14 protein-coding genes and 2 pseudogenes are annotated in these 19,949 nt (G+C 31.9%); 2 read left to right on the forward strand and 14 right to left on the reverse strand.

Features of this window, described 5'->3' with window-relative positions; translation table 11 throughout:
• Positions 1 to 23 precede the first annotated feature (23 nt).
• Genes BSR19_RS10745 through BSR19_RS10755 form a run of 3 tightly spaced genes read right to left on the reverse strand, consistent with a single transcriptional unit; the run spans position 24 to position 2,509 of the window.
• Complete coding sequence (locus BSR19_RS10745; RefSeq protein WP_156247122.1) at positions 24 to 1,013, reverse strand: ThiF family adenylyltransferase; 990 nt, start codon at positions 1,011 to 1,013, stop codon at positions 24 to 26.
• Positions 997 to 1,854 (reverse strand): hypothetical protein, encoded by an 858-nt coding sequence (locus BSR19_RS10750; protein WP_156247123.1) that lies wholly within the window; start codon positions 1,852 to 1,854, stop codon positions 997 to 999. Before BSR19_RS10750 ends, BSR19_RS10745 begins: the two co-directional genes overlap by 17 nt.
• Positions 1,844 to 2,509: a nitroreductase family protein gene (locus BSR19_RS10755; RefSeq protein ID WP_073951136.1), complete on the reverse strand. Its 666-nt coding sequence runs from the start codon at positions 2,507 to 2,509 to the stop codon at positions 1,844 to 1,846. Before BSR19_RS10755 ends, BSR19_RS10750 begins: the two co-directional genes overlap by 11 nt.
• A 478-nt stretch (positions 2,510 to 2,987) precedes the next feature.
• Between BSR19_RS10755 and BSR19_RS10760 the strand changes: the two are divergent.
• Positions 2,988 to 4,237: pseudogene (locus BSR19_RS10760) on the forward strand (ISL3 family transposase).
• Positions 4,238 to 4,555: 318 nt separating this feature from the next.
• Here the strand turns inward: BSR19_RS10760 and BSR19_RS10765 are convergent.
• Both BSR19_RS10765 and BSR19_RS10770 read right to left on the reverse strand, forming a co-directional pair.
• A complete protein-coding gene (locus tag BSR19_RS10765; protein WP_156247125.1) occupies positions 4,556 to 5,260 on the reverse strand; it encodes a hypothetical protein in 705 nt (234 codons plus the stop codon).
• A 67-nt stretch (positions 5,261 to 5,327) separates the two neighbouring features.
• A complete protein-coding gene (locus tag BSR19_RS10770) occupies positions 5,328 to 5,516 on the reverse strand; it encodes a helix-turn-helix domain-containing protein (RefSeq protein ID WP_050989614.1) in 189 nt (62 codons plus the stop codon).
• 351 nt (positions 5,517 to 5,867) lie between these two features.
• Here BSR19_RS10770 and BSR19_RS10775 point away from each other — a divergent pair, with 351 nt between their 5' ends.
• Complete coding sequence (locus tag BSR19_RS10775) at positions 5,868 to 6,662, forward strand: helix-turn-helix domain-containing protein (protein WP_156247126.1); 795 nt, start codon at positions 5,868 to 5,870, stop codon at positions 6,660 to 6,662.
• Positions 6,663 to 7,056: 394 nt separating this feature from the next.
• Here the strand turns inward: BSR19_RS10775 and BSR19_RS11925 are convergent, their stop codons facing one another.
• From BSR19_RS11925 to BSR19_RS10820, 9 genes and pseudogenes are all read right to left on the reverse strand, one after another.
• Positions 7,057 to 7,134, reverse strand: a complete 78-nt coding sequence (locus tag BSR19_RS11925; protein ID WP_224111230.1) for a putative holin-like toxin — start codon at positions 7,132 to 7,134, stop codon at positions 7,057 to 7,059.
• A 1,262-nt stretch (positions 7,135 to 8,396) separates the two neighbouring features.
• Positions 8,397 to 9,598, reverse strand: a pseudogene (locus BSR19_RS10785) (IS110 family RNA-guided transposase).
• 306 nt (positions 9,599 to 9,904) lie between these two features.
• Entirely contained in the window at positions 9,905 to 10,510 is a 606-nt protein-coding gene (locus BSR19_RS10790) for a response regulator (protein WP_002887188.1), read from the reverse strand.
• Positions 10,491 to 12,053 (reverse strand): hypothetical protein, encoded by a 1,563-nt coding sequence (locus BSR19_RS10795; RefSeq protein WP_156247127.1) that lies wholly within the window; start codon positions 12,051 to 12,053, stop codon positions 10,491 to 10,493. The genes BSR19_RS10790 and BSR19_RS10795 overlap by 20 nt, the downstream gene beginning before the upstream one ends.
• A 39-nt stretch (positions 12,054 to 12,092) precedes the next feature.
• On the reverse strand, positions 12,093 to 14,000 hold the full coding sequence (locus BSR19_RS10800; protein WP_156247128.1) for an ABC transporter permease: 1,908 nt from the start codon (positions 13,998 to 14,000) through the stop codon (positions 12,093 to 12,095).
• A gap of 1 nt (position 14,001) precedes the next feature.
• Complete coding sequence (locus BSR19_RS10805; protein ID WP_002892541.1) at positions 14,002 to 14,739, reverse strand: ABC transporter ATP-binding protein; 738 nt, start codon at positions 14,737 to 14,739, stop codon at positions 14,002 to 14,004.
• Positions 14,736 to 16,904, reverse strand: a complete 2,169-nt coding sequence (locus tag BSR19_RS10810) for a peptidase domain-containing ABC transporter (RefSeq protein WP_156247129.1) — start codon at positions 16,902 to 16,904, stop codon at positions 14,736 to 14,738. The genes BSR19_RS10805 and BSR19_RS10810 overlap by 4 nt, the downstream gene beginning before the upstream one ends.
• Positions 16,858 to 19,692: a salivaricin biosynthesis lanthionine synthetase SalM gene (gene salM, locus BSR19_RS10815; protein ID WP_156247130.1), complete on the reverse strand. Its 2,835-nt coding sequence runs from the start codon at positions 19,690 to 19,692 to the stop codon at positions 16,858 to 16,860. Before salM ends, BSR19_RS10810 begins: the two co-directional genes overlap by 47 nt.
• A gap of 83 nt (positions 19,693 to 19,775) precedes the next feature.
• Positions 19,776 to 19,931, reverse strand: coding sequence for a type A2 lanthipeptide (locus BSR19_RS10820; RefSeq protein ID WP_145517187.1), 156 nt, complete (start codon positions 19,929 to 19,931; stop codon positions 19,776 to 19,778).
• Between the last annotated feature and the right edge of the window lie 18 nt (positions 19,932 to 19,949).

Consider the following 19,949-nt stretch of genomic DNA (forward strand, 5'->3'; position numbering starts at 1 on the left):
CCAAATCGTAAGTTACTATTCAATTAGGTATCAGTTATTTCATAGATATCGTAGTTAAAGGTTATAGGATTTAATGAGTACACATTCCCCAAGAGTCTTGGTTTTGACAACTTTGACAGATATCTATAAATATCTTCAACACATAATGCAGCAACCATTGACAGATCAGTTATAATACTTGGATGCATTTCTCTTTTCTTTTTTATTAACCTTTTTTTAAGGTAATCTTGCTGTAATGGAAATTTCATGGAAACAAATTTTTTAAATTTGTAAAACTCAATTTTATTTTCAACTAACGGGCCAACGCTATGTTCACTGACACAAACTAAAGGAATCTTTAAATCAGCTATTTTGTCAATTAGTTGCATTCTTTCACTAGATTCTGATATATCAATTCCCGTAATTAAATTTATATCATATTTTCTAATAATTTCCCCCACATTATCAGCTTTTACTTTTTCATTAAAGGGGATAATTTCACTCAGTTTCCTTTTATTTAATTTACTTGATATTACTTCAACCTTACTTTTTCCTACATCCTCAAATGAGTATAAAAACTGCCGAGATAAATTTGAGATTTCGATTATATCATCATCTGCAACAACTATCTTCCCTATACCTATATTGCAAAGCATATTGACAATTGGTGTACCTAGCCCCCCAACACCAATTACCAGTACATTACTGTGAGCTAATCGCTCTTGATATTTCTCTGGCAAAATATCCTTTGTATCCCACGCCTCAAAAGTTTCAAGCTGACGTTTAAATGGATCGTTATCCTTATGAACTATATTTTGCATCATTACCATGGACTTTGAAATCAAAAAGTTGATTAATGGGTGATCGCTACTTAACTCACAGTCTCCAGCATCAAGATCTTCTAAAACATGGTAATAATTTTTTAAAGTTTCCATATTACCTGAAATGATAAACTTCCTATATTCAGGTAGCAACTGATAAATAACCAGTTTATCAATTTCAATTTTATAATAAATATTATATTTTAACTGCATATTGAATTCCTCCGTTGTCCAAAATAGTATTCAAAATTTGTTTATCTTTAACAAAACAAGTAACAACTCTTTTATTCGGTAAATTCTTCGGCCTTAAGTTTGTGACATCAAAAAGCTTGAACTCATCAGCAAAACTATAGTCTTCAAACAAATTTACGCCTACTTCTTTATCATCATCAAAAATTTCATCGGCAAACCCTTCTAATTTTAAAGATATTTCCAAAAAATTAACAAGCTCTAAATACGATAGATTATCAGGTTTAATTACATCTCTATTAGAAAAAGCTTCATCCACTAATCTACTCTCTAGGTAAGCATTAAACTTTGCATCAATTAGTTTTTCTTCCTTCCCCATACCGAAAATAATCATATTTTGACTAATCTCAAAATAAACAGAGATATAAAAAATCTTTTTATCAAAATTTACTTCGTATGAATACGTTATTCCTCTTTTATAATTTTCAACTTTCAAAGGTTTTTGAAATATAATATTATTTACTGTTTCCTGAAATAAATGACGTTCAAATACTTCTAATATAGAATTATTTAGAGATGCATCCAAATCGACATGTGCTGAAAAACCAATTGTATCGAAATAGCCTTTGATATCAGAATTTTTGTATATATTAATCCATGTCAATCTTTCATACAACTCAGAGATAGCTTTCTCTTTGGAAATATCTTTTAGTGCATCTTGACCAGAAAAAGGGATATACTCAATTTTCTTATTACCATTTTCAACGATAGAGATACCAATACATCTGTAATACGGTATCTCGTTATAATACCTTTTTGTAATTTCTACATCAGAAATTTTGTAATTAATGTCTTTAAACTTCATTTTTACCAACTCTCAAAAAACATGGCAGCGTGTATTCACTTTCTTTGTATTGCATTGTAAAATAATCAATTTCACCAAAGTGTATACAAGATAAAAAATTTTTTTCCGATAATAATAAGGTAACATTTTGTATTAAACAACCTAAAGTAGTGTATGCTAAAGGTATAGATAAAGCACCATATTTGCAAGTAACTCTGTCGAGAGAAAGCATAAAAAAGATGTAAATACCCGAGCTTCCAGTGTATTCATGTCGTTTAATAGCTTTTTTTAAATAACTTAAAAGCTTATCCTCATCAAAATTATCGTCACAGCTATCTTGAGATACATTGAGTATTCGAAATAAGGAATTTTCTGGTTCAAACACTAAAATATCCAAAAAATCCAAATTACCAGCAATCGGAGTAGGATAATATTCTTCATGCGCGGATACAAACTCTATAATAGATAGTATTTCATCTAATTTACAATCTTGAAAAGTTCCTCTATCTGATTTTCTTTTTTTAAAAATTTCAACTAAGTGTGAATGAGGTAGAGGCAATTGTTTTTGTGATTTCTTTATCTGAATACTTCTGATATATTTGAGTTCATTTTCATTTAAGAATACATTATTTAACTTTACAAGAGATTCTTTGGTTTTTGGTTCTATTCTTTTCATTACAAAACCTCCAATACTTTTTTAATAGTATAGCGCTTACATAAAGAAAAGTCAAAAAATTTTTAATATTTGTTGTTGACAGAATTGTCTCTAAGATCTATAATAAGACTATAGATTGGTAGCGCTATCAACTATAGATATCTTAAGAAAGGAGGTCATTACAATGGCTGATGAAGTAATTTCTTTGGGGCTTGATGTGGAAGAAGTAAGTCTATCATATCTTCAAACGCAAGGTGTAGTTGCTGGATCATTACTAAGTTGTTGTGGTTGTGGCGATGAATGATGTAGTTTTTAGAAATCTAAATCATCTTATACCTAGCACTTTGAAATTTATTATTTCAAAGTGTCAGAATGAAGGGCTCTATAATTTCTGTAGTGGGTAAAACCACTGTAGAGATTATAGAGCTTTTTGAGTGTACACAAAAAGTCCCATAAGAACTATAATGAAAAGCGACGAAACTACCATTAGGAAGAACTTATGAGACCTACTAAGAATACCACAGAATTAATCGGAATTAAAGACCAAAATATCAAGATTTCACTTGTTTTTGAAACTGATACTCATATCGAGATTCAAGCAAAACTTGATTACCCTGCACCATCATGTCCTCACTGCCAAGGAAAGATGATCAAATATGACTTTCAAAAAAACTCTAAAATCCCTCTTCTCGAGCAAGCTGGGACTCCAACTCTACTACGTCTGAAAAAACGTCGTTTCCAGTGTAAAAGTTGTAGGAGAGTAATGGTGGCTGAGACATCTATCGTTGAGAAAAACTGCCAAATCTCAAATCTAGTCCGTCAAAAAGTTGCACAACTCCTAACTGAGAAGATGTCACTAACAGATATTGCCAGAAGACTTCGTGTGTCGACCTCTACCGTCTATCGTAAGCTTGATCAGTTTACTTTCAAGGAACATTTTGACAAACTCCCAAGGGTTATGTCCTGGGATGAGTTTGGTTTCAAGAAAGGGGAATTAGCTTTTGTGGCTCAGAACTATGAGACAAACAAACTCATAACCATCCTTGATAATCGCTGCCAAACCTCTATACGAAACTACTTTTTGAAGTATCCATTAAAAGCTCGCCAAAAGGTGCAGTTTATCACGATGGATATGTCTGGAGCCTATATCCCACTAGCCCGCAGACTCTTTCCAAACGCAAAAATCGTTCTTGATCGTTTCCACATCATCCAGCACCTTGGACGTGCCTTTTTAAAGACAAGAATTGCAATTATGAACCAATTCGATAAGAAGTCACTACCCTATCGAGCCTTGAAAAATCACTGGCGACTCTTCCAAAAGGACAGCTGTAAGTTATCTCTCAACTCTTTCTATTCAAAGACTTTCCGTCAAACTTTAGCACCACATGAAGTCGTTGCGAAAACAATAGACTTTTCAGAAGAGCTTACCGACTACTGTACACTTTATCAGCTCTTGCTTTTTCACTTTCAGGAGAAGAGAGTAGATGAGTTCTTTGAGCTGATAGAGGAAAATAGGAACAAGGTCAATCACTACTTTCAAACGGTCTTTAGGACTTTTCTTAGACACAAGCAATACATCAAGAATGCGCTAGAAACTGACTATTCCAACGCGAAACTGGAAGCGACTAACAAGTTGATCAAAGACATCAAACGATTAGGATTCGGTTTTAGAAACTTTATTAACTTTAGGAAGCGTGTCTTCATCACTCTAAACATACAAAAAGAGAAGACCTATATGGTCCTCTCTAGATGTTAGCTTTTCGTCACCCACTACAGTTGACATCGAGCTCTTATCTCATTTTTCACTTAAAGCCTTGATAGATTTGACAAATGGTAGAAAAGAGCCACAATGTATTACCTCATTGTACCTAACCTTTATCATCCCTGCTAAAAAAACGCGAAGTTTGACTATCCATTTAATTGTATCTCCTTGGTAAATAAGGTCTCGGTTTTTAAGTGATTTACTATGAAGAATATAGCATTAGCTTTAAACATCCTTTCACATAATATTTTGTGTCTTGAATTGTCAAATTAAGTGCATACTTTCCCCTTTATTCATTCTAAATACTATTTAAATACAACACTTTCTGAGTTGAATAATAGTTTACCACTAGAGAAACGAAGTTGAGAACTCCTTAAAAATCTTTTTTCAATCACTTCATCTACTGCAGCATCGTCAAAATGGATAACTTCTCCGACTTTTTTCAAACATCCAGCTTCACTTGAATCAAGCAAGCTGAAAATTTTCGCTAGATCTGGAACTACTCCGACACCGGCGTATTTAAACAATTCGGCTAGAGGAATGTAATTGGTTAGTGTCTTCAATGGTAAATTCTGAACGTATTCCCTACAACCTTTCATGAAGGCTAATTTTTTTACCTCATTTTGTTGACGACTATTTGTCAAACTAGAAATCCTTACTTGGACTTCTTTTGAAGCTAGGTTATTTTGTCCCGCAAGCAACATATCAAATAACATATATTGATAGTACGTTGATATTACATCTTTAGCTATGGATTTAGCTTCAGTCTCTGGTTTTCCCTCTTCGATTAGCTTTCTCCAGAGTTTATCAGAAATATCTCTGGTTGCCTGATAAAACCATGGTGATCCAAACTTCTTATATCGAGTAATTGCAAATGGCCCTTCCGAATCAATCATATACTCAATAATGGTTCGGCATAGGTCGTCATTAAATTCATAAATATATGATTCTAACTTTTCTTCTAGGTCTTCTAAAGTAATTATCTTTGGATTATTGGCTGCTGTTGTCATTGTCTTACTCTTATTTTCAATCAAAAAAATTGGTATTAACTTCGTTACACCTGATTTGTAATTAATATTATCTTGTTCCTAAAATATCGTCTGTAGATACACCAAAATACTCGGCTATAGCTATAACGTTTTCCATACGTATATTAGCTCCATTTTCCCACTTGTCAATAGTCCCTGCATCGACATTTAGGTCATGAGCTAATGTTTTCTTTGACAATTTCCGTCGTTGTCTCAAGTCCGAAATAATATTTCCCATGTATATATATAACCTGCCTAATCAATATAGTCCTGAAATGATTTTACTATTTTTATGGCAAACAATCAAGAAAATTCCATAATAAAATTACACCTAACTCATATTCTTTTAACTAAAAAGCTGTGATTTTCTACTAAAACATGGGTTTATTTTAATTATAACTTAGTGTTAAATTAGTAATTATTTCATTTTCATTCAGTGTGACACAGTCTTATATAGCTATTTTATACAGTCTATAAAGTCTTTTGAGTACTGTTATTTCTACATTTGTTTATTGTTTCTAAAACTGCTATAATAATTTTGATTATAAAAAATTATAATTTTTTTAGGAAGATGTTATAGGGATAATACATGAAAGAGTGTAAGGATAGTAATAATTTAATGGGGAAAATGTTTACTGACCGATTAATTAAACTCCGACAAGCTAGAGGTTGGACTAAAAAGGAATTTAGTGCCAAAATAGGGAAAACACAACAAACCGTTGGAAAGTGGGAAAACGGAAGTAATGCCCCTACATTTAAAGATCTTGTGAAATTGGTTGGGTTATTTGGGGTGACGTCAGACTACTTACTAGGATTATCGGACTCACCAAGCAAGTATGCTTACCCACCAATTAACGACAATAAGCAAGAACAAGTAGAAGAAATGTTTAAGGAGCTTGATGAAGGAAACCAAGACGCGACTGTTGATTTCATAGAAAATCGATTAGATAATCAGCACATCTCTAAAGAAATCAAAGAAAACGACCTTAAAAAACAAACAGGCATTAACGAGGAACGACCAACAAAAAGGGTCAGTATTTATGCTAGAGTCGATGCACAAGGCTTTGAATTATCAGAAGTCCCAGTTGACTGTCTTGACTATCCTGTGCCTATTCCAGTACATGATATAGCACTTAAGGTTGTCGGTAATTCCATGGAACCTATTTTTCTCGATGATGAAGTGATATTTGTTATGAAGAACTCTATCCTCCGAACAGGTGATATCGCTATTGTACAATTAGATAGTCGGTACTGCGTAATGAAGGTATGTAAAAATAGTGAAAATGGCGACATTATTCTTAACTCGCTAAATACTGATGAGACAGCTATCACTCTTACTAGGAAGAATAGCTGTACTATCTTTGGTAAAGTTGTCCTAATGTAAGTTTGGTCTTTAAATAGTAAAGAAGTATAAGTAAGACTTTATGATCCAATAATAGCGAATACAAGATAAAAACGGCAACCCCAATGGAGTTGCCGTTTTCTGCAGTACATAACTTACAGAAATAAAAGAAAGTAACTTCATTATACTTTCTTTCTGCTAAAATCTCAATAGTTGCAAAATATATCTTAACTTAACCTTCAACTATTTTTTTAAGCAATATGAAACTCAAAATAATAAGGAGAAACGTAAATTGACTTAGATCAGTGATTTTGATAAAATTATGGTAGAAAAAAGAAGTTGAGCGGTCACTCAACTTCCATGTAGAGCCGTTTAAAAGACGGTGGCTAGTTTAAACGAAGATAATCCGTCTTACTTCGCCAAAAGTGGGGACGGATTATTTTTTGTCATCGTCTTTAAAGAGTTTGTAGCATAAACCTATTAGAACGATTGTAAAACTACCAAAGCCTAGAATGGTTTACACAACCTCAAACGCTGCCAAAACTACTTTCCTTTCTACCGGACTTTGAATACTTGCCCATAGCAATCACTTGTAGTATTGACTTCCTTTATTTGAGTGTAAAATGAGCTCTTCTTTGTTTGAAGATTATAAATTCAAGCAAAGTCAACGAATCCATAAAGGGTTTGGCCTATTTTCTGATACACTTGAAAGCTTGTTTGATTAACACTCCGTAACTCTACTTGAGTCTTTACACAAAATTATTGACAGTATCTTGCAGAGTTATAGTAAACGTGAAATAAATATATATATCAAACTTTAGGAAAATTAAGGATGCACTATATCAGTCTGTCCCTAAATCAACATTTGACAAGATAGTGGGAGCTAACTCTATTCAAAAACTTGAACAGTGGGAGAACATTTTATAAAATCATAAGCCTTGATTTGCTTATATGTTTTTGTTATAATTCACAATATCGAATAGGGGTGTAGTACTGCGGTCTATACTCAAAAGGGGGGATGCTTCCACCCTTTTATTTGACTCTTTTTACCATATACCAAGTTTATCAAGTCTTTAAGAATAAATGAGACAAGACAGTAGCTATTCTGAGGTTGCAGACTTATTTTTAAAACTTATTGATCCATAAAAGGGTATACGAATATAACACTCCATCTGGTATGTTTTGAAACTAAAATATATCAAAGCCATATAATAGAATCCAACTATAAAAGCCTGACCCCTTCCATTGCGAATAAGAGATGTTTTTCATAATGTTTTTAGTGAACATACCACGAGCCTCAATAACCATAAAAGATTTTTTATAGTCATTATAAAACATAAAAACAGACTCTATTCAGGGGAACATAAATCCTTGAAAAATATTGCAAATTTTTAATCATCTTGATATAATCACAATTGTAGGCTTACACACCATACAATAAATAATTCAATCTTCCCTTAGTCTCTAATTAACTTCTATTACATAGAGGCTTTATACTCACATTATTCGTCACATAAAAATTTTATGTGAGTGCCTACTACTAACTAGGGTATCTCCCTAGTTTTTTGTGCTTTCCTTTGAAATATTTTATTTGGCTCCTTTCTACCATTTATCAAGTCTATCAAGGCTTTAAGTAAAAAAAGAGATAAGACAGTAGCTATTCTGAGGTTACTGTCTTATTTTTAACACTTTTTGATCCATAAAAGGGCATGCTAAAAAACACCTCATCTGGTATTTTTTGAAACAAGGTGTTACCCTAATACGGCATAGACAGCCTTATCGATTTTGGGCCAAAGAGTAATCGTCAAGTTTGTTATGCGTAATGAGGTAAAGCATTGTCTGAATGAGACGATGTATAGAGGCAATCGTATGTGGCTTAGTTGAAGCTATTATCGATTGTCTTTTTCGTTTCTCATAAAAGTTAGCGATATGGCAGGGATTAGTATGACTAGCTGAAGCGATGTTATGAATGCACTTGTACAGAATTTTTCTTGCATAAGGATTCCCACGCTTAGTGATGTGTTCCTTGGCGAGAAAGTTCCCGATTCATAGTGTCTCAGGTCAATACCAATAAAAGCGTTGATTTGATTGGTAGACTGAAAGCGACGAATATCTTCCAATTCGCCAATGATAGATGTCGCTGTGGTTTCTGCGATGCCAGGAATTGACCATAAGATGTCATACTCTTGTAAAGGCTGAACTAGAGCTACCATGTTGTTTAAGACAACTTGTCTGCGTTCAGAAAGACGAAGCAATTCTTGAGCATAGTAACGGACCTCTTCCATCATGGGAGAGGTTTTCTTGACCGCACAATAAGACCTATTAGCTAGTTCGACGAGTTTATCAGTTAGGTAAGCAATACGCTTTTCAGAGATACGTTTGGAGGTAGATTGGCGGATAATTTCACACAAGTCACTTTGAGAAAGGCTTTATACAAACTCTTTGCATGGAAAAGCCATCAGTAAGTTCCAATATTGCTCTCCAGTTGGTGTGGATAAGAAATTTTCCAATTGAGGAAAAGTGACTTGTAGAACCTTGTGCAGACGGTTTTTAGCTCGAACAAGATCTTCATTCATATTTTGATAGAAACGGCTTAAATCACGTAGATGTTGATAAACTTCTTGCTGCACGTAAGTTGGTTTACGATTGTGCACAAGCTAAGAATTAGCCAACTTTTCAGCGTCAATTTTATCTGTTTTACGAACTCACAAACTGTTCAATTGCTTCTTAGCTTCCAGTGGATTTAGCTGTGTGTAAGCGTAACTATATTCCTCAAGGAAGGCTTGAAGACGTCGAGAATAGACGCCTGTAGCCTCAAATATAATCTCAGGGCTATGAACAGTTTTCAAGTCGCCCAACAGGCGATTGAATCCAATGGCATCATTGAGTATGGTGTAGCCATGAACCTTTTCACCGTTGACTAAAATTGCCACCTCAGAACTTGTTTTACTTACATCAATTCCAAATACTGCACGCATGACATTACCTCTTTTGTCTTGAATGATTCCTTATTTTAGTGATGTCCTTTTCAATACTCGACGTCTAGCATCCAACATACTTTGATAATATTCCATCTAAAACAGGTATCTTGCCAGTTTGTCAAGCGACATCTAACGCCATTGAACCCTACGACTTTACAAGACACCACTACTTTAACATAAAGAAAAAGTAGTGAGTACTCTCTCCCGTCGGAGATTTCTTCACTACTAATCTTAGTATGTTCTATTTCACATAATCCCTAACAAATACAAAGATAAAGCTTAATTAAGTTGTTTGCCTACAACTCAGAAGTCCATAAAATACCCTAATTGCTCAGCTTTGTAGATAGCCTCTTGCTTATTATTTACTAGAAGTTTTGAATAGATATGATTCAAATGATTAAATACTGTTCTCCTACTAATTTGTAACGTTTCCTCTATATCTTTAACAGAGAGACCTTTCTTACTCAAATTTAAGATTACTATTTCTCGGTCAGTTAAAGCTTCAACATAATCCTGAGATTCAATTTGTTCAAAATACTTTTTCCCAGAATCCACTTTTTTTAAGATAGAGATGAGTTGTTTAGGGTCTATATTTTTATCTACAAAACCGTATGCCCCTATTGTTTTTGCTCTCTCTTCATAGATTGACTTAACATATCCTGTCAGCATAACAACTTTCAAGTTAGGAGTAGACTGTATGAGTTCCTCCGCTATCTCCAATCCATTCTCTTTAGAAATATTTGTTAAATTAATATCAAGTAAAATAATATCGTATTTAGATAAATCAATCGTCACATCGTTAAAATTAGAAGTAATTGTATCTATAACATCTACCTCATCATACTGTTGGCATAACAGTTGGATACTCTTTGCAAATAGTTTATGGTCATCAATTAATAAAATCTTCATAGCATAATTTCCAATCTATGGGAAGTAATATTCTGATATTGTATTGTTTATTATCTATTTGTAGCTCCATATCTCCATCAAAAGCTACTAGTGTTTCTTGAAATGATTTCAAACCTCTGCCATAATTTATAGATTGAACTTTTTCCACCACCTGATTGCTCTCCTCTATGATAATAATATCAGATTGAACCTTTAAAGATAAATGAATATCTTTACTGACTCCATATTTTATAGCATTATTAATTAATTCTTTTATAAACCTGTAAACAATATCTCCATATGGAGGTGGGATTATTGTACTACTCGAACAGTTGAAATACAACAACTTATTACTTTTCCTCCTTTTAACAATATCATCAAAAAGAGACTGTATGTTTTCTTTCATTGTTCGATTAGAAGGAACTATTGGGTGATAAGTATCAATTTCATCCCTGATACCAGAAACTAGATCATTCAACCCATTAACAATAAAACCATGTGTTATATCACTATTTTCTAAAGAGAGTAAGTTTTTTATCGCTATGACATTTTGCAAGACATCATCATGCAAATAATTTGAGAACTCCACTCTCATGTTTTCCTCCGATTTCATAAAATAGTTCAGTCTTCTATTTTCATAGTCAAAATTTTGCTTAAAGTTTTCTAAATAACAAAAGATACAAGAAATTACCACTAGACAAAAAAACGTGCTTGCATCAACAACTATAAAAAATAGTAAAAAATCTTTAACTAGTACCTTTATAAGTATTACCCAACAAATGATAAGAAGTAGAAATAAAAGTTCTATACGAGTTTTGTAATCACCTAACCATCTTCGAGTAACTAGACTAAATTTATCATGTATGACCTTAAAATAGTATATTGTACTCATTATAAGGGGAAACAGATACCACCCCAAATTATTAAAGGCTTGATTAACATCTAGCATCTCTCCATAAAATTCACTACCAAGTATTGCTAGCAAAAGCAAAGAAAATAATATCAATGAACGTCTTACAACTGATATTTGTTGCCTAAAATACCTATAATATAGCACTATAACCAATAATGGATAAAGGTGTAAAATAGTAAAAACAACTAAGAATAAGAAATTAAATAAAGTTCTATTAACTAAAAGGCTAATTATAGAAACAAAAATGAACATTAATAAGCCCTTGTCTAGCTTATCTTTAAACTGTTTCTGCCCATATAATATTAAATCAGTAATCTCAACGGTATAACAATAGAGCAATATAATTTGCAGACCACTACTAAAAAAGAGAGGAGTTTCCCTTGATAGCACAGATACCAAGTATTGCCAAATTGTTAAGAAAACGATAGAAATAATTTTTTTAAAAATCCCATCTTGTTTTTGGCGTAATATTGCTGCCAGCCAAATAAAACCTGTATCAATAAGAGTCATTACAAGAGCTACTTTTTCAGAGAAAAGAAGAGACAAGTTTTCTCGATTATAGACCAAAATCAAAAAGGCTATTAATTGTTGTAACAAGATTATTGTGATCCCCAAAAATTTACTCTTTGCTTTTTTTTCTATTCTCATCATATTATTTACTAAATCGTTAAAGTTAAAAAGTTTTTAGAATTAATTGTTTATTATTGATTTCACTGACCGCAATGTCAATAAATAAAATGTGCCATATATTATCAAAAAGAAAAACAGAAAAAGCAACAAAGATAGCATTATAACATTGCCTGCAACCAATGTATCCATAAATAAATATTTATAGAAAATAAGCAACATACTACCATTTATTATCCCAATTAATACAGGAATAAGGAAAAGTATACCTATTTCATATCCGACAATCCGATTAATCATTTTCTTACTATAACCTAACTTACTCAGATAGCTATATTCTTCTTTATTTTCCATGATTTCTATGAGGCTTGTAAAGTATAGAATACTACCTGTACAAATAATAAAGAGTATGGATAGGAAGGTTATAAAGATATAAGTCGCAATATTAGCAGTCTTTACTGTGTGTTCCCTACTATAACTACTGATAACATCAGGAACCGTACTAAACTGATTGTAAAATGTTTCGCTTGACCTAATTGAATCTCCATTAAAAGTCCTAATTGTCATTTTTTTCTCTGGAAAACGAGAACTAAGCTCAGCATATAATTTATCAGAAACCACCAGAGTCGTGACACTTGTAGAAAAACTAAAAACATTATTCGTTGATACTTGTTTTACAGTAACATCGTATGCATTTTCCAAATTAAAGGTTTTCCCTAGGCTAATTTCTGTTGGAAAATAATTTATTAACAATGGTAGTGACTCACTACCTTCAATAGAATTTTTTCTTCCTTGAGCTTTCATTAACTCTTTATAATCACTGTAATTAATTATATCAAAATAAGGAATTGTTTGCCCAGATTCTGTGATAGTCACTTCTGGGTTAGTGTTCAATCTCAATAGGTTAATATCAACTAAACTCACTTGCCCATTCTCTAAAATATTTGTAACATTGACTTGACCATTTTCTGATTCAACATTATATTCTATCGCAGATGGAGTCAATCTTTCTATTCCATTAAGAGAATAAGCATAAAGCATTACCATAATTCCAGTAACTGAAACGGTTAGTGTTAAAAGCCCCCCCAAGACTGTTAATAATTTATTTTTTGTCGCAATACGATAGTTAAATTTAGGATAGATAATATTAGAGAGAGGACGATATAACCTTTTTTTCTTTTCTTTTAAGAAAGAAATTACAAAAGTCAATCCATATCTGATTGTAAAAATTGAGCCTAAAATAACTAAGATAATTATCAAAAGAGAAATTGGTACCATCCCTACGCTTAATAGCATCTTTCGTGTGGATGAAAACACTGTCGTCAAACATAAAACATATGACAATAATAATGCGGTAATAGCAATAATAGCTCTGACTTTTCTTATCCTGATTTTTTTCTCAGCCTTTTTTGAGAAATTAACAAATTCAATCAATGACTGTTTAGCAATAATAACTCCATTTGTGATGAAATTAATCAGAAAAACTACGACTAATATTCCTAAAGACTCTATAATCTCTTTAACTGTAATAAACCACTGAACTTCCATTGTAAAATCCAATAGATGAGTAATTACCAGTACAGCTAAAAAATATAAAGTAGGTCCTAGCAATAAACTTACCAAGTAACTCAGAACTAGAATAACAAGATTTTCTAAAGTTAGTAATTTTGTTAATTCTCTTTTTGAAAACCCTAGTATTGCTAAGACTCCAAGGTCTTGACTGCGTTTTTTTACAAAGAAATTATTGAAGTAGATTAAGAATACCACCAAAAATACAATCAAAAATAACAATGAACCATTAGCGATAACTAGAGCTTGACCACTATCCTCAATTTTTTCTGCGATGATTTTATCTGAAATAAAATTTAAAAAAGCTATAAAAATACTTAATAAACCGATCGTAGCTAGAAAATAGATACGATATAACGGAAAATTCTTTTTAATGTTAGATTTTGTAATTGACCAAATCATATTACTCTCCTCTATCGGATAAAGCTTGACTAATTACATCGTAAAACGACTCTCCACAATCTTTTTTATCAATCTCCATGTGAAGTTTCCCATCTTTGAGGAGTATAACTCTGTCGGCATAAGAAGCTGATAAAACATCATGAGTAACCATTAGAATAGTTACCTTTTCCGTTTTATTGATTTCACTCAAAATCATCATTGTTTCCTCAGAAGATTTCAAGTCAAGTGCTCCTGTTGGTTCGTCAGCAAAAATAATTTCTGGGTCTTTAATGATTGCTCTGATAATACTGACCCTCTGTCTTTGACCTCCAGAAAGTTGATAAGGGTATTTTTTCAACTGCTCATATAAATTAAATCTTTTTGCATAGCTATTTATCAAATCATCAATCTTTGAAGAATCAACATTTTTTAGAGACAAAGCAACAGAAATATTCTCCCTAATGGTTAGACTGTCTAACAGCATATAATCTTGAAAAACAAAACCAATATCATTTTTTCTAAAATTAGTTGCCTCCTTATCAGAGAATGTGCTAATCTCTTTATCCGCACAATAAATATTCCCACTATCAATTTTATCAATAATTGAAGTAACATTTAAAAGCGTCGTTTTCCCACTACCGCTACGCCCCATGACAGCTACAAATTCTCCTTTTTCCACAATCAAATTGATATGGTCTAGAGCATAATTCAGTTGATTGGGATATTTTTTGCAAACATCTTTTAATACTAATTGTTTCATTTTACCTCTTCCTCCTGATATTTATTCATATACGAGTCATATAAGTCACAATAATACTTATTATTTTTGTACAAATAATAATGGTTTCCATAGTCAATAATTTTGCCATTATCCATTATTAAAATCTTATCAGCTTTTTCAACTGTATTAAGTCTGTGAGTAACCAAAACCCTCGTACAATGTAAAGCCTCAACATTTTTTTGGATTATTCTTTCAGTTTTTACATCTAAAGCTGATGTAGGTTCGTCAAGAACTAAGATTCTAGGGGTGGTTACAAGTTCTCTTGCTAAAGAAATCCGTTGTTTTTGCCCCCCAGATATTGACGGATTATCTCGAAAAAGTAGAGTATGAAACTTCATTGGCATACTCCTGATATCATCATATATTGATACTCTTTTACAAGTTTCAATAACCTGTTCTCCTGAAACAGATTCTCTCCCTAGCGAAATATTATACATCACATCCCCATCAAACATGGGAGAATCTTGAGATACAAAAGCCGATATATTCCTAAAATCTTTTTTATCAATTTTAGAGTAGGATATATTGTTGTATGTGATGTCTCCACTACTAGGGCTTACATAGCCTAACAACATCTTAGCTAGAGTTGTCTTTCCACTTCCACTTTTCCCTATAATTGCAACAAATTCTCCTGAATGGACTTTTAGGTTTATTCCATTTAACACCTTTACCCCATTTAACTCATATTGATAGTTTATATTTTTTAAATTTATCTCTATATCTGTATCCTCTGATAACTTATAAGTACCATTCGTCTCATTATCAAGAGTTGATATCTCTAATACCCTTTCGTAATACTTAACACCATATAGAATCTCATCAATCGAATTCAAAATATTATTAATGGGATTAATAAAATTTAAAACCATCATATAAAGAAGAATAAGCTCACCACTGCCACTATTTGGTGAATAATATAGAAACAACAGAATTAACAAAATAGGTATGGAAAAAGTTATCACATAATTTACTGCTCCTAAAAGATTGAAATATCTATTTCTATCATATGTTGAATTGATATAGTCCTTAAAACTTTTATCCCATTTTGACAAAAGTTCTTTTTCAGAATTTTTAGCTTTAAAAAGAAATAGCCCGTCCATCAGTGAAAAGAATGTTTGTAAAGAGTTCTTTTGTCTTAAAACTTCTTTACCTAACTTTTCTTGTTTAATGCTTAGTGACAGGAAAAAAATCATCATTTCTACAATAAAAACTATACCTAATATAATTCCCAAAGGTGTGGAAACATATGTGATATAACTAATACTCGCAAACATTAAGATAATATCCAACCAGATAGAAATAATTCTTTCTGATAGTAACTCCCTCACAATCATCAAACCATTATATCTATGAATGATGTCTGTTTTATCTATTTTTCCAATATATTCTATGGGAAGTTTCAATAACTTAGTCACAAACTTTTCTGAAATAGTGCTGTGAAATTTATTTTGCAATTTCACTAAAGAGATATTCTTTAGAAAATAAAATCCTCCCTGAAAAAAAATTATTATAGAAAGTAGGACGGCACTTTCTAAATAGCCAAACTTTTTAAGGAAAACCCAATTTCCATCAATAATTCCCCTTATAAAAAATGGAATTGACACTGTGATAATCTGAAAAATCAGAGTATATAGAATGGTTAAAAAAATATCCTTCCTATTTACAAATATCATTTCCTTTACGTTTCTGCCAACCAACCCTCGTTTGACTATTTTTTTTGAAGAATTAGTCACCTTATCATAAAAAAATTCGGTATAAAATTTAGGAGACAATTCAAAAAATTCATTCTTTGCTAAGACATATTTCCCAACAGCAGGGTCAACAATAGTAAAGACATCATTACGGATATCCTCTAAAATTACAAAATGTGAATCTGAAACAAATACCATGACAGGTAAGTTTTCGGGATATTTGGAAAAACGATAAGTCTTACATGTAACTCCGTAGATAGATGCAATATCTGATATATTCTTTATACTCAGTCCATTTCTCCCTAAATTGACTTGTTGTTTCAATTTAAAATATGTTTCTGAAATATCAAAATAATCCAACATCATATATAAACAACATAATCCACATTCAGTTGGAGTTGTTTGTTCAATCGGTGTAATTTTTCTCACTTTCAACACTCCCTTTTGGAACATCTAATAACAATAATGATGGTACTTCATAATTGGATATATATCTAAGCAACTGATATGCTATCCCTATTTCACCAACCATCATATTAAACACCCTTGTGTGTTGTGGCAAGCCAGATTCCCAACCAAATTTTTGAGAATTACGAACAATATTAAGCATGATACCTTCTATATCTACTTCATTCTTCAAGGAGTCATCTAAATTCATAAATAATTCCATATTACCCATTTTCCCGTGACAAAGGCAATCCGAATTCAAATAACCATTATTTAATACCGTTTGTTTAGCCATTTCATAATTATTTTTCAACTCTTTATCGTTTAACCATTTTGATTCTCTATATCTCGTTAATCCGATACCTGTTGCACCATGACACCAATAAATAGGATCTGGCATTCCTAACTCTGAACGTTTTCCTTTATTTCTAAAATCAATCCAATTTCCATCAGAAATACGGGTATTTTCAAAATCAATAGCTGACTTCGCTATTTTAAAATAATTTAAATTTTTATTGATTTCCCATGATAAAAGTAATGCATAAGCAATTCCAGATTGTCCGTGAGATAATCCATTTAGAACTTCTGAATCTGAAAAATCCGATACCCAATAAACCTTATCATCTTCTTTTTTCACATTATCAATAATAAATTCAGATATCCTATTAATTAAATGATATAGTGTTTTATTTTGCTCTACGTTATATATGTTGCACAGAACAACTAATAAGCCCGATACTCCAGAAATATAATCTATATTTTGCTCCTCCAGTGACTGGCTGGAAAATTCTTTGATTATATCTAAATATAATTTCTGGTATTGAGTTAATTTAAGTCTTTTCCACAAACTAAAGTATAGATAAATCAAACCTCCTTTTCCTAAAAAGACTGACATATCACTACTTTCTATAAGATTCTTTGTGGTTTCCAGTGTTTTCAATATCTTATTTAATGAGACTAGATATCGCTCTTCACCAAGAATTTGATAAGCATATAAATAACCTAAGGCATTCCCAATTAATCCATTATACAAGGTAATGTTCTGAGGAGATATTACCCATTGTTCGGTCTCCGTAATATCAATATTGAGCCATGTCATCTCCTCCTCTGAAGAAAAACTATCCTTATTTGCATCAATAAATATCTGTCTAACGCTGTCTAAGATTTCCTCATTAAAACTTTGTTTTGAGGATATCGATGGAAAATAATAAGATTTCCCATCTTTCCTCTCCCAATGTTTAATCGGTTTTTTCAAGACTATTCCAATCAATTCACAAGTGAACTTCATTCTTTCATCATTCAGGGTGGCTATATTATCAAATAACGAGGTTGTCTTTCCTAGATTTCCAATTACTGTTCCTAAAGAATTATATACATTTCCATTGGGATCCATTGAAAAGTAAGGAATATCACCATTCATCAAGTCTTTAATTTCACTATCAACAATAAATTGTTCAATATGTTTTGACTCATATAGTATCGAAAATAGATTCTCCCTCTTTTTTTCTGAGAAAAGATATTTTGGATTCGTAGAGGCTTGCAAAAATTTTCCATAGTCGGAAGTATTTCTGAATATGGCTCTAGTTCTCAATTTCGGGAAACCATATAAAATTTTTTTGACCTTTGCACGTTGCGTCATGAGAAATGTATAGCATTCTCTAAATCCTGCAATTACCTCATTAGCATAGTCGAGAGGTTCCACCATTTTCTCATTTAATGTTGGAATATTATAGCTATCTTCCTGAAAATAGTCAGTTTTCACTAACTTCATATCCCCACGATTTTTATTTATCAGTTCATACTTCCCCTTTTTTCTTTTTCCACCTTTTCCACTTATTCCAGAAATGTTAGGAGCGCTGTTTTTCTCAAATTGTACAGGAAATAAACCATTTGAAAGTGATGTCTCATAAATTCTCTGATAAGTATCAACAGTAATCCCTTCAAAATTATTAGTTTGTACATTCAACTTTCTTTGAAAAAATGTTTCAACATCAATTAAATATAAATCTCCGCCTGAAACAATCACATTTTCCATATGTAAGTCCGTAATGGAAAAAATTTCAGAAAATGCTGCTAAAACACCATACTTAAGGTATATTCTCTTTACTTCATCATTATTAGAATTTATATAATCCACACCGAGTTGCCAACAATAATCCGCTTTAATTAAGCTTTCAGGAAGACTGAACGAGGGTATATTATTAGATTTCAATAAACTAATAAGTTCTAACAAAATGTTGTATGAATCATAACTCTTAGGCTTGTAGTAAATGGATTTCCCTTTAAATTCAATCTTAACAACTGTTTGTTTTTGAGAATGACTATCTCCAAGTGAAAACTCAACATTACTTAGGGGTGCAGTAATATTAAAACACGACCTTAACTCAGACAAGTCTTTTAAAAATCTATCAAATAGTAAAGAATATGATTCTTCTATTAATCTGACTTCTCTATTGATTTGTTTTAACAAATACGGATACCTATCAAAAAAATTATTTATTCCATTTTCTTCCTTTATTTGCTGTATATATTGCTCATATGCCTCTGACTTATTTCCAATTTCCTTGGAAAAATTATTTATATCTAAAACTAGTGTTTTCATTGAAAGGAACATTACGGTTTCAAATAATTGATTTTCAAACTCAATATAAAATAACTTATCTGTCGTTTTCCTCAATAAATAAATATTTTCACTAATAGAAGCATCTAGTATGTCGTAATTAAAAATTGAGTTAAAGTATTCGTAAAACTGATGTTGCTGATATTCTAACTTTAATTCATTTCTTTTTATCATATTTATCCCTACCATTGCTAAAAAATCCTGCCTAGACAAAGTCTAAACAGGATTTTTTAGTCTGCTTATCCAGATTGTTTTAATTAACAACAAACGAATATCGAGTTCGGACAGTCATCAGTAATAGTTGCAATCCAACCTGGACCTCTTTTACCACCAGCTACTTCCATGAGTTCTTTTTCAGAAACTTCTTCGATAGCATTGTTCAAAATATCTTTTGAGTTTTTCATGGCATTCATTCTCCCTTCTGTTAGTAT

It is taken from the genome of Streptococcus salivarius (genome assembly GCF_009738225.1).
In the GTDB taxonomy this organism is placed as follows: Bacteria; Bacillota; Bacilli; order Lactobacillales; family Streptococcaceae; genus Streptococcus.